The organism is Flavobacterium gelatinilyticum (genome assembly GCF_027111295.1).
Classification (GTDB): Bacteria; Bacteroidota; Bacteroidia; order Flavobacteriales; family Flavobacteriaceae; genus Flavobacterium; species Flavobacterium gelatinilyticum.
In genome coordinates this window covers 4,188,470-4,201,039 of record NZ_CP114287.1, presented here as the reverse complement: position 1 = coordinate 4,201,039, position 12,570 = coordinate 4,188,470, and the positions used below count along the sequence as shown (strand labels likewise).

Annotated in this window: 13 protein-coding genes; all 13 read right to left on the bottom strand. The window is 28.6% G+C overall.

The window, feature by feature from the left end:
• Window positions 1-8: 8 nt before the first annotated feature.
• Genes neuC through OZP11_RS17940 form a run of 13 tightly spaced genes read right to left on the bottom strand, consistent with a single transcriptional unit; the run spans window position 9 to window position 12,567 of the window.
• The gene (gene neuC / locus OZP11_RS18000) at window positions 9-1,142 is read right to left on the bottom strand and encodes a UDP-N-acetylglucosamine 2-epimerase (RefSeq protein WP_281231902.1); all 1,134 of its coding nucleotides are present in this window, start codon (window positions 1,140-1,142) and stop codon (window positions 9-11) included.
• Window positions 1,135-2,175 (bottom strand): N-acetylneuraminate synthase, encoded by a 1,041-nt coding sequence (gene neuB, locus OZP11_RS17995; RefSeq protein WP_281231901.1) that lies wholly within the window; start codon window positions 2,173-2,175, stop codon window positions 1,135-1,137. The genes neuC and neuB overlap by 8 nt, the downstream gene beginning before the upstream one ends.
• A 20-nt stretch (window positions 2,176-2,195) precedes the next feature.
• Window positions 2,196-2,855 carry an acylneuraminate cytidylyltransferase family protein gene (locus OZP11_RS17990; RefSeq protein WP_281231900.1) on the bottom strand — a complete coding sequence of 220 codons (660 nt, stop codon included), beginning with the start codon at window positions 2,853-2,855 and terminating at the stop codon, window positions 2,196-2,198.
• A gap of 14 nt (window positions 2,856-2,869) precedes the next feature.
• Window positions 2,870-3,937 carry an acyltransferase family protein gene (locus OZP11_RS17985; protein ID WP_281231899.1) on the bottom strand — a complete coding sequence of 356 codons (1,068 nt, stop codon included), beginning with the start codon at window positions 3,935-3,937 and terminating at the stop codon, window positions 2,870-2,872.
• Complete coding sequence (locus OZP11_RS17980) at window positions 3,934-5,049, bottom strand: glycosyltransferase family 4 protein (RefSeq protein ID WP_281231898.1); 1,116 nt, start codon at window positions 5,047-5,049, stop codon at window positions 3,934-3,936. The genes OZP11_RS17985 and OZP11_RS17980 overlap by 4 nt, the downstream gene beginning before the upstream one ends.
• The gene (locus OZP11_RS17975; protein WP_281231897.1) at window positions 5,050-6,072 is read right to left on the bottom strand and encodes a glycosyltransferase family A protein; all 1,023 of its coding nucleotides are present in this window, start codon (window positions 6,070-6,072) and stop codon (window positions 5,050-5,052) included.
• Window position 6,073: 1 nt separating this feature from the next.
• The gene (locus OZP11_RS17970; protein WP_281231896.1) at window positions 6,074-6,967 is read right to left on the bottom strand and encodes a glycosyltransferase family 2 protein; all 894 of its coding nucleotides are present in this window, start codon (window positions 6,965-6,967) and stop codon (window positions 6,074-6,076) included.
• Entirely contained in the window at window positions 6,964-7,887 is a 924-nt protein-coding gene (locus OZP11_RS17965; protein WP_281231895.1) for a glycosyltransferase family 2 protein, read from the bottom strand. Before OZP11_RS17965 ends, OZP11_RS17970 begins: the two co-directional genes overlap by 4 nt.
• Before the next feature lie 2 nt (window positions 7,888-7,889).
• Window positions 7,890-8,798, bottom strand: a complete 909-nt coding sequence (locus tag OZP11_RS17960; protein ID WP_281231894.1) for a glycosyltransferase family 2 protein — start codon at window positions 8,796-8,798, stop codon at window positions 7,890-7,892.
• The gene (locus tag OZP11_RS17955) at window positions 8,795-9,850 is read right to left on the bottom strand and encodes a glycosyltransferase family protein (RefSeq protein WP_281231893.1); all 1,056 of its coding nucleotides are present in this window, start codon (window positions 9,848-9,850) and stop codon (window positions 8,795-8,797) included. The genes OZP11_RS17960 and OZP11_RS17955 overlap by 4 nt, the downstream gene beginning before the upstream one ends.
• Complete coding sequence (locus OZP11_RS17950) at window positions 9,826-10,767, bottom strand: glycosyltransferase family 2 protein (RefSeq protein WP_281231892.1); 942 nt, start codon at window positions 10,765-10,767, stop codon at window positions 9,826-9,828. The genes OZP11_RS17955 and OZP11_RS17950 overlap by 25 nt, the downstream gene beginning before the upstream one ends.
• 3 nt (window positions 10,768-10,770) lie before the next feature.
• Window positions 10,771-11,625 (bottom strand): glycosyltransferase, encoded by an 855-nt coding sequence (locus tag OZP11_RS17945; protein WP_281231891.1) that lies wholly within the window; start codon window positions 11,623-11,625, stop codon window positions 10,771-10,773.
• Window positions 11,626-12,567 carry a glycosyltransferase family 2 protein gene (locus OZP11_RS17940; RefSeq protein WP_281231890.1) on the bottom strand — a complete coding sequence of 314 codons (942 nt, stop codon included), beginning with the start codon at window positions 12,565-12,567 and terminating at the stop codon, window positions 11,626-11,628.
• Window positions 12,568-12,570 lie beyond the last annotated feature (3 nt).

Genomic DNA, 12,570 nt, shown 5'->3' with positions numbered 1-12,570 from the left:
AAAGAGATTTATATATCTCTAAATTGCTTTTGGTGATTGAGCTGCCAAATATCGTTTTTCTTTAATGATTGTAAAAACAATTCGTTGCTATTTCCTTCTCCAAAATCATTATCTGAAACCTGAACTTTATGAGAATCTATTTTTGAAAGCGCTTTCAGAATATCTTTTTTTGAATAATCAACATTTAGAATATCTGCATGAACGGCTCTGTTTTGCTGACGTGTTCCTATATTTATAATTGGAACCCCATAATAAGGAGCTTCGCGAATTCCGGCACTGCTATTACCAATTATAAACTGGCTGTTTTTTAATAATGTTAGAAAATATTCGAATCGCAGAGATGGAAAAACCCGGAATCTTGTATTTCCTTCCAGTCTTTTAAATTCGTCGATTATAAATTGGCTTCCCAAATCGTTATTTGGAAAAATAACAACATAATTACGATTGTCTTCAAGTAAACAGTCTACAAAAGTAACGGCGTATTCTTTCATCGAATTAAATTCTGTCGTAACGGGATGAAACATTACAAGTGCATAATCTTCAAATGAGATTCCGTAATATTCTTTTGCTGTTTCAAGCGAAGGCAAATTATTAGAAAACATTATATCTATATCCGGAGAACCAATGGTAAAGATAGATTCTTTTACTTCTCCCATCTGCAATAATCTTTTCGCTGCTTCCTTATTAGATACAAAATGAACATGACTTAATTTACTAACACTATGACGAATTAACTCATCAACAGTTCCTGAAACTTCGCCACCTTCAATATGAGCAACTAAAATATTGTTTAAAGATCCTACAATAGCTCCGGCAAGCGTTTCTACCCGGTCGCCATGAACCACAATCATATCTGGTTTTATGATTTTACAATAATTGGAAAGACCTTCAATTGTTTTGGCCAAAGTCAAATCCATTGTTGTTTCGTGAGTATGATTTTCAAAAGTAGAAACATTTTTAAAATTACAGCGTTCTATTTCAATTAACGTATAACCGTAAATTTCCTGCAGGTGCATTCCCGTAACGAAAACAAAAGCTTCAAAATCCTGCTGTTTTTCGAGGGTTTGAATAAGTGATTTTATTTTTCCGAAATCTGCACGAGTGCCGGTAAGAAATAATATTTTTTTTGGAGAATTACTCAAAATCCGTAAAATCTAACTGTTCATCATTTTCAATATCTCTCGCTGCTTTCTTTCCTAATAAGTCATTAAAATGCTCTGCTAATATCTTGCCTGTTCCGGGACGTTTTACCCAAATATTTTCTTTTGCTAAAATTTCTCCTTTTTTAATTGGTTTTATGGCGCAAACGGTAGCAAAAGCAAAATCAATTGTCACTTGTTCTTCTGGTGCAGGTTTTTTTGTTCCGCCTCGCATTAAGGCAATTTCCGCACTTGAAACTATTAATTCTGCGCAGGCTTTTTCATCCATACTGCAAACAATATCAGGACCTGTTCGCTGCATATGATCTGTAAAATGTCTTTCTAAAATACTTGCCCCAAGAGCGACTGCTCCTAAACATGCATTATTGTTCAATGTATGATCGCTTAACCCAAATACCTTATCTGGAAAAGCCTCATGAAGTTCTACCATTGCACCAAATCGAACTAAATGAATTGGTGTTGGATATAAATTTGTCGTGTGTAATAACGCAACAGGAATGTTATGTTTGTCAAAAATTGCTACAGCTTTTTGGATACTTTCTATCGTATTCATTCCGGTACTTAAAATTACCGGTTTGCCAAATGAGGCAATATGTTCTAGTAATGGATAATTATTACATTCACCTGAACCAATTTTATAGGCCGGAATATCAAATTTCTTTAATCTTTCGGCTGCCGCTCTTGAAAAAGGGGTCGAAATAAAAATCATGCCTTTGCTTTCGACATAATTTTTTAATTCTAACTCATCTGTTTCATTCAATGAGCATCTTTCCATGATTTCATAAATAGAAACATCTGCATTTCCGGGAATCACTTTTTTCGCTGCACCGGACATTTCATCTTCTACAATATGCGTTTGATGTTTTACAACTTCAACTCCTGCTCTGTGTGCAGCATCGACCATTTCTTTTGCGACCTGAAGCGATCCTTCATGATTGATTCCGATTTCGGCAATAACTAAAGGTGGAAAATCTGGCCCAATTTTACGGCCTGCAATTTCTATATATGGATTCATTTGTTTTAAGATTTGGGGTTTTATTGTTTCTGATATAGATATCTTGCATAATCTAAATCATCAGGAGTATCGATATCAACTTGTGCAAAAATATGATTTACTTCGAATGGAAAAGCATTTTCTGAAATAATAATATCCTTTTGAATTAAAGAAGATTTGGAAATATAAAGTAATCCGTTTTCAAAAAAAAGAGGCTCTAAATCCTGGCTTCTCTGTCCGATTGTATAATTAAAAGGGTGGAACTTATTGTTTACAATTTTTCCAAATTTTTGATGATTTCTTGAAACTGTAAAGATGCTGTCTAAATTATCATTTTGATATTTTTCGAAAACTTCTTTTAATAATTCTTGAGGGCGTAACGGATTTGTTGCCTGCAATAAAATGACATTTTCAACATCTGATTCAATTGATTCTAAAACATGTTTTAATGCAGAAACTGTTGGCTCTAAATCCCCTGAAATAGAAATTGGTCTGTCAATAACTTTTGCACCAAATTGTAATGCAGTTTTTTTAATTTCAGCATCATCTGTTGAAACATAAATATCCTGTATTATGTCACTGTTTTCCTGCGCATATAATATTGAGTGAACGATTAGTGGTAATTCTCCCAATAACTGAATGTTTTTTTCAGGAATTCGTTTTGATCCTCCACGGGCCGGAATTATTGCTATTGTTTTCATTACCTTAAATTTTATTACACCGGATTTTCAATTACAGATGCTGCTTTATTTCTTGTTTTTATTTTATTCTGAAGTGGTTTTTCAACATAAATATATGCTAATGAAGAAGCAATAATTAAAATAATAAGTCTGATAAAGAAAACCAACGTAGGATCTGTTAGATGAAAATACTTGTTTAAACTATAAGCACTAAATATAGAATAAACAGGATACTGCAAAATGTAGATTCCAAAACTAATTTCTCCCAGAAATACAAATAGCTTCTGTTGGAAAAGTTTTGTAATGATTCCATTATTTAATGAAATTAAAATTATTAATGAGATAAATAATGGGGCAAGTAACCCGTTATGAAAAATTTTACCAATTGAAAATTTTAAAGAAAGAACTATAAGACCAACAAAAGTCAAAATTAGAAAATCGTAGTTTGCTTTTTTAAATTGTAATTTTTTAATGAAGATAAAACCTGCCAGATTTCCAATCAAAAATTCATTGATATGCAATATAGGATTGTACATTATGAAATCTTTTGCGGTTACAGATATATCTGCATATAAATAATAAAGTATCTGAAAAACCAACTGACTTAAAACCCAGAATGAAATTATGTATAAATAAATGTGTTTAATTTTAAATCTATTGAAACATTTGTTAAACATAAAAGGAAAAATGGCATAAAACACAAATTCTACAGACAATGACCATCCTGGCCCATTAACAGATAAAATTTTACCAGGAATCCAAGACTGAATCATTAAAACATTTAAAAACACTCCTGAAATATCTAATTCATTAGTACGAACCTGCAGCAAAAACATTATAAATATTGCAAAGAAATACAGAGGATAGATTCTGGCAAATCTATTTGTAAAATATTCTTTTGCCGATATTTCTTCTTTATTCGAATATGCAATCATCATTACAAATCCTGATAAAATAAAAAAATAGCTTACACAGACATCTGCATTATCAAATACAAACCCCACAATAGAGTTATTAAACAAGAAACTTTTTTTCCCATAGTGAAAAATCACAATTGAAATTGCTGCTAAAAATCTGGTAAATGTTAATTGGTTTATTCTCATTTTGTAGGCATTTGCAGTCTAAGTTTTGCTTCTTCAATAATACAATTCATTCCATTTATCCATGATTCAATAGAATATAGATCGTCATTTATTTCTGAAACCTCAAACTTATTGTCCAAAAAATCATTCATTGCATCCACCCATTCCGAAACAAAATGAGGATTTTCTATTAGCCTGCCCAGTTTTCCATATTGCAGGACTTCAGGAACTCCACCCGTTGCAGATGCGATACAGTAATTTCCACAATGCATAGCTTCAATTAAACTAAGCCCAAAGCCTTCCTGCCAGAGAGTCGGAAAAAGATAACAGTCTGATACCTGAAGGTATTGAGATAAATTATGATTTGGTATTCTCCCTAAAAATCTTACTCCCTTAATTTCTTCTGTTCTTTCGCACCCTATGACAAGCAAAACAATATTTTGGTTCAATTCGTAAATTTTTCTCCATGCATTTAAAATAATATGCAATCCCTTTTTAGGTCTGTCTTGTGAACACCAGACAAAAACCTTTTTGTCTTCTAAATCGAACTTTTGTTTTAATATTTTTTTATCTGAATTAGATATTTTTTTAAATATAGTAGTATCAATACCATTATGAAGAACAGAAACATGACAAGGTAGAACATTAATTGTCTTTTTATACTCTTTATAACTATCATGAGTTAAGACAATTAATTCATTAATTAATTCATAAACATTGAATCTCAAATTCATTGTCTTGTATGGAAAATAACCGTGATAAAAAAACTGAACATAACAGTTGTCCAGCAATCGTTTTGAAGTTAAATAATCGTGTAAAGGCTTGACCATACCAAAATTATCCACCATCTGAATTATATATTTTTTATCAGATCTGATAATCTTATTTAAGGCCAGAAGAAAATCTTGATTCTTTTTTCTGAAAATTTTATATTTTATTTTGTAAAAAAAATTATTAGTAACAAAACTATATTGTACAGAATTATTATTTTTTTCTGGTTTAGGGCAAATAACATAATTTATTTTATGATTTTTTTCCAAATAATAATTATATAATGTTGTCCAGCTTCCCATTCCGGGATAAGGAAGCGGCTCCCGTGAAATCAATATAACCTCTACTGAATCATTCATCATTTATTTGTATTTAATTGCTTCCTCATTTGAAAGTCCTTTCCATTTAATACAATATTCCCAGATTTTCTTCTGCATTATAATTCTTGAGAATATTTTATTTTTTATAAAAAGTTCAAATTTCGAAAATCTGATTTTTTTCAAAATAATTGGTTTATCAATAAAGAACTTGTTTTGATCTAATGCCGATAGAGTTTCTTTCATCCATTCTTCTGCTACATTTCCTAAATGATATGCAAAATTATCTTCTGTCGACAGTCTCCACATTCCTTTTTCTACAACCGGAAGATCGAGTAATTTTGCTTCACTATCTCCACCAAGCATAAAATTTGAATATTTAATACCGTTGTTGTCAAAAACTTCTTTTCTGTAAGTGGTAATAAAATGACCCGCTCCAACAACAGCTTTGAAATTATCTTTAGAAACGGTCAGATATTTTTCGAGGTGAATATCCTGATACATACCTGGATTTTGAACACTTTCTGCAAATGCTCTTAAAGCTATTGGATTTTTAACTTTTGAAAAATAAAGTGATTTTGAAAAAAGTAAATCAAACCAAATATTAGAAGTGTGGTTTTTAAGTGAACGTGAAGAAGGTGTTGGGCATACAGCTCCAGTTTTTGGAAATTGTTCAAAAACATTGTATGTTTCTTTCTGCCAATCATTTAAAAAAAGAACATCACAATCGGATATTGTTATCAAAGAAAAATCATGTCCAGAAATTCCTTTTATAATTGCATTTAATTTTCCAATATTACTTGTGTTAATCAACTCATGTATCTTTCCTGTTTTTTGAAGATTAGTTAAATAATCAACTACCTCAGTACAGCTTCCGTTATTAACAACTGTAATATAAGTTTTGGGATGAATTGTTTTAAATAAGGATTCTATACAATATTTTAAAATTTTCAAGCTGTCTTTAAAATAACCTTCGCTGTCCGGTATATAGACAGGAATAACAACCTGATGAAAAAAATCATTTGGTTCTTGTTTTTTATCTTTATTGGGATTGTAACCTACTCTCAATTTATCTTTTTATTAAAATAAAAATAAATAATTTAAAATTCTTCCAGTTGAGAAACCAAAAAGAATCTAATTTATTTAAGATGCTTAAACTTTTTAAATAGTTTAATTTAAACATCTTTATTTGATTGTGTACCAGTTTTTGAATATATCTGGGATAATCTTTTTTTGAAATAATTCCTCTGTTTTTATATTCAGTTATAAATTCTTTATTGTAGAGATTTAGTTTTAAATATTCTTTTTCATTAATCTTTGAATTGTTTGAAGAATGTATCCGATATCTTGTAAGTGGTAAATCAACATAATAAAATTTAGTAAAAAAAGAGACTCTGTTCCAATACTCAACATCTTCACCAGCTGCTATCATTTTTTCATTAAAAAATCCCACTTTTCTAATAATTTCTGCCCTGCAAAGAGGATAATCACTAACAGTATAGTTTCCTATCATTTTCATGGATATATCACCATGTTTGTCTTCAATTTTACCCGGTTTGCCTACATACTTATTTAATTCATTATCATTTTCATCAATTAATTTACAGTAATGATGTGCTAAACCAAATGACGGATTTTTTTCTAAAACATCCTGAAGTACTTCTATTTTATTAGGTTCCCAAATATCATCATCATCTAAAAAAATAATATACTTGCCTTTTGAAATTTTAATACCTTCATTTCTAGGTTTACAAGGACCACCTGAATTTTTGATTTTTAAATACGTTATGGAATTATATTCCGAACATAAATTTTGATTTTCATCTCCAATAGTTCCATCATCAACTACTATAACCTCTAAATTTTTATAAGTCTGATTAAAAACTGAATCTATAGCTTTTTTTAAATAAAAAGTCCTGTTATAAGTTGTAATAATAACAGATACCAGAGGTGAAGCACTCATTTTTTTAAAAGTTTAAAGAATGTAAAGCGAATCAATTCATAAAAATACAACAGTCTTAGATTTTTATCAGTCTGTATTTTTCGAACACTTGAGGTATTTAAAAAATCCCTTTTATGGCTCCAGATATAGTATTTAATGTAATGATTAATAAATTGAGAATATTTCTCGGTCTGATTAAAAAGATTCAGATATTTAGCATTTTCATGATAGATTGTTTCCAATTTATGTTTTTGCAAAAATGAAGATGTTGATCCAACATGCCTTCTAAAAAAGTTTAAGTTTTTATTTAAAAATGCAAACGAATTGTTTTCTAATAAATATGACCATAAGAAAATATCCGAACACTGTCTGTTTGTAAATATAGTATCCGGTAGAGTTTCATTTGGCTTTTTAAAGACAACTGAACTTCCGTTTGTTATGTAAGTATCAAATGGCATTCTTTTAAAGAAAACACTTTTATCTATTACCTTATATTCATTTTTATTGACATTTAAATCTTTTGTTCTGTTTGATGAATCGTAGGTAATCTTATTATTTTCAACATAATGACTGGCAGAAAACACCAAAGAAACTTCTTGATTAGATTCTAAAACAGGAATCAATTCTTCCAGAAAAGTATGGTCAGAGTAATCGTCTGTTTCAGCAATCCAGATATATTTTGTTTCGGCCAATTCAATACCTTTTTTCCAAGAGTTATAACCACTTCCCGAGTTATTCTCGTTTACGATAAAATATTTGATATTAAAATCAGGATTATTTTTAAGAAACTTTTCAATTATTATTACGCTGTCATCTGTGGATTTATCATCAATAATAATTGCTTCCCAATCTTTGTATGTTTGATTATAAATAGTTTCTAATCTATCGATTAAAAATTCTCCATGATTATAGCTTGGTATGATTATAGTAAGTTTAGCCATTATTATTTTTTTAATCGAAGAATTGTTTTAAAGAGGGATCTTGAAATTTTTAACAGGCCAATTTTCTTTAAGATCTTTTTAATCATTAAACCCGTTTGATAAGTGTTTGAACTTCTAACTTCTTTCAACCTCTTTTTTACGTCTTCATTTGACTGATAAATTCTTGAAATCAAATTTGAAATAAATTTGTTATATTCATCATTAGAAAGAATAGATTTAAAATTCTCTAAAACCTTTACTTTATTATCATCAATACCAAGGGTTGACATTCTGCTGTTAGGGTTAATTCTATAATATGCTAATGGTTTATCTATAAAAACCGCCTTAGTACCTGTTTTAAACAAACTTACCCAGACTACCCAGTCTTCTTGTGCTGATAAATTTTCAGGAAAACGAATATTATGGAACAATAAGGCTTCAAAAAAACCACATTGCATTTGAAGAGAAAATGATATATTCCATTGGTATAAAAATCCTTCGAGATTAAAATATGAAGGATCTAAAATACAGAATGGGTCAGATGAAACCTTTATATCATCTGTAAACATTCTAAAATTAGATATAACGATTTGTACGTTTTTATTTAACTCCAGTTCTTTTAATGATAATTCCAGTTTTCTAACATCTAAAACATCATCACAATCTAAAAACTGAATATATTGTCCATTTGCTTTTTCTAATCCTAAATTTCTTGTACTGCTTACTCCGCTATTTTTTTTAAAATAATAACAAAAACGAGAATCATTATTAACAAATGATTTCGCGATCTCTGCCGTATTATCTATACTTCCGTCATCAATAATTAAACATTCCCAATTTTCAAATGTTTGATTACATATCGACTCAAGTGCCTCTACTAAATACTGACCTTGATTATAACATGGAACAATTACAGAAACTAATGGATTCATTTAATTTTTATCAATTGGCAAAAAAAATCATCATATAATGCCGCAATAGTACTGGCTTTAAATTTTTCTTTTTTCTGCAGGTATTCTTTAGTTTTAAAAAATGTTTTTTTATCTAATTCCATTGCAATATCGATAACTTCTTTATAATTTTTCTTTTGCAAATCTAATAATGGAAAATTAAAATACTCTGCCGTTTCCGTTAAATTTCCCACTTTTGGAATTATCATTGGTTTATCGAAACTTAATCCCAAGTATAGATTCCCTGAATTTAAATTTTTTAATCTTGGAATAATAACTAATGATGAATTCCTTACTAAATCTACCATGTAATTATAATCTATAAATTTAAAATTAAAAAAGTACTGTTTTTTTTGAAGTGGAAAACAAAACAAGAACTCTTCAATTTTTCTATATATATTTCTAAAACGATATGGAAAAAACTTTGGCAGTTTCATAAACAAAAACATATTAGGAACAATTAGAAACTTATTTTTGTTCGGAATTTTATTAAAAACCTTAAAAATAAGTTTTACTTCTTCCATTGACCTTATGTCTCCAATTACCGAAACAATATATTTATCTTTTAAACTCAATTGAAATTTTTCCTGAAAATCTGATATTGGAAAATCTTTAATTAAACTATCATACAAAGGATGGGGAATTACAACATGTTGACAATTGACAGAAAAAAGATTTTTATATTTTTCTAAAGAATAATTTCCTAAATGAATTACTCCATCTGCATGTTTTTGTATCAATCTAAATAAATCAGCAAATTTATCTTGATTGTCGTAATGTGATTTGATATCATTTAAAGTATAAACTATTTTCGAATATTTTTTCCAGTCTAAAATTTTTTGTTCAAGATCATTTAGCTGTTCATTAGTAGGAACAGTCCAATTAAAAATAGCTTCCGGAAAGTGAATATTTACAATTTCATAAGTATTTTTATAATTACTAAAATCGCTGAAAATAAAATTACAATCTGAAAAATAAATGATTTCATCAAGGTAAATATTTCTATCCTTTAAATGCGGTACAAATACTTCCATAAATTTTTTATTCTTTTCCTTTTAATACGATCAAAAATAAACTCAATAATAATTATATCTGCTAATTTGAATTTGAACTTAAAAAATTCTTTTCTTAAAATTCTGATTTTTACAAAATCTGAAATATTACCAAAAAAATTAATTAACTGTGAATGTGTATAGCTTTTTAGTCTTTTGTTTTCAATGTTAAAATTAGTTTGTACAAAATACATAAACAAAAAAAGGCTTTTTATTTTTAGCTGAATATTTTTCTCTGTTGATACAACAGAAGATATATTACTTTGACTAAGCCTCCAATGCACGATGGCATTTTTTATATAAAAAACCCCAGTGTTTTTACTAAATACCAACCATGTAGCATAATCTGAAAACCACGCAAGCGGAAATTCTACAAAGCCATCATTTCGATTGTAAACATCTCTGCTAAAAATAAATTCACTAGCTGTTATTGTTTCTTTCATTAGAAGCATTTGATCTAGTAATTTTTCGGACGTTTCATGAACTTCATGATCAAATGGCTGACTTTTTAAACCACCATTCTCATCAATAACTTTAAGATTAAATCTAATTAGATCAACTTCTTTATTATTTGATTCTAAAAAATTGTAAAACTCTTCTACGACATTATTTCCTAAAACATCATCGTCGCCTAAAAGCATTAACCAATTTTCATTTCCCGAAAGTTCAATGCAACGTTCCCATTGCTGAATTAATGAAATACTTCCTAAATTAGATTCGAAATTATGGTATACTAGATCTATTTTTTGTTTATACTTTTCTATTAAATCAGAACAATCGTAAGGACTCGCATCATTACCAATATAGACTTTAAATTGTTTATTGGTCTGATTGGCAAGCGACAACAATGTTTCTTCAAAAAATTCGAGTTTGAAATAGGGAATAATTATTGCCAGCATTTTTTAAATCAATTTGATAAATTCTCTTAAAAAATAATTATGAAATTTATTTTTTGGATGTTTTAAAAAAAACTTAAACCAAATATGAAACGCCAGGTATGGTCTTTTGTATGTAAAGGCCAGATAGATCATTTTTTTAAAGTTTTCAAAATCGATACTTTCTAATTCATCTTTGCTTAAATTATTTTCTACTGTGAGAGGTAATAATTTATTATAGTAATTATGTATTTTTAATGTTGATTTAACCCAATTTCCGTCTACTTGACCTTCTGAAAAATGCTCTAACAAAATTTGATTTGTTACCACTATTTTTTTTCCACTCTTTTTAGTTTTAAATGAGATATCTAAATCGTAATTATGGAAACCTTTGAATCTATCTGAAAAAGATATTTTTGCATTTTTAGGTATTGCCATAAAAACACCATCAATAGCAACAACTTCTTCAATATAATTATCTTGCCATCCTGTATTCCAATTTTCTTTCTTTTTTGAATTAAGATGCTGAATTATATTCATTACTCTATATTTTTCCGGACAATCCCACCATCCGGATATCATTTTACCTTTAACTTTTGTACCGGCAATACCAATTAGTCCAATTTCTTCATCAGATTGAAAAATGGATATCAATATTTTTCCCCAACCCACAGAATGAAAATTGATATCATCATGAATAAAACACAAATAAGTTCCATTGCTTTTTTTAATTCCGAGATTATAGGCTTCAAAAATCGAAAACCTATTTTCAGAGTTATCAATAACAATTATCTCATGATCATTACCAATTGTATTTTTTATATTCTCAAGAAACTGCTGAGAAATTTCTTTTGTTCTTGAACAAATAATTATTGACAGCATTTATTTAAGCTTTCTTTTTATTCTATTAAAAAACATTTTTGGATTTTTATAATAAAGGAGAAGTGTTTTAATTTTAATAAAAACAAAATGACGAGATACAAAAGCATCTTTATAATCTAATTCGACCATTTCCTTACAACTTGATTCAATCATTTTGTAATGTTCTGTCACGACTTTTATCTGCTTATCGAGAATAATTTTCTTAATATTTTCATTTTTAAGATAGCCAATTATACAGGAATACATTTTGACATTATTATTTGCTATATCTATACTCGACATTTTAGAAATTACTCCAACATCAAATCTGTAAACGGCCATTTTATCTTCTAAATATTTTATTTTGCCAAATTCGGCAAGAATTATATATAAAAAATAATCTCCTATTGGGGTTAATCTAAATTCGAAAGGAAGATTGGTTATCACTTTTCTAAAAACGACAGACGGGGTATGTATATAATTTCCATGTTTTGCCAAAGTTTCCAAAATTTCGTAGTTCTCTGGAATTTTTGTAATAAAATCATCAACAATTTCTCCATCTTTTTTTAAAATATTAATAGGATGGAAGCATAAAACATAATCCGGATTGGCTTCTAAAAAATCAACTTGCTTTTGCAGTTTTAATGGATCTGTCCAATAATCATCTCCTTCACAAAGAGCCATGTATTTTCCTGAGCATTGATTGAAAGCAAAAATTCCATTTTCCTGCATTCCTATATTTTCTTTATGTCTAAAATATTTGATTTTATTACCTCGAGGATGTTTTTTTATTATATCATTAATTATATCCTGCGTTGCATCTGGCGAACAGTCGTCAGCAATAATTAATTCGTAATCAAAATTCGTCTGCTGCATTAAAACACCTTCTATAGCTTGTTTAATATAAGGCTCATGCTTATAAGTAATCATGTTGACAGAAACAACGAAATTTTCATTTACCATTTA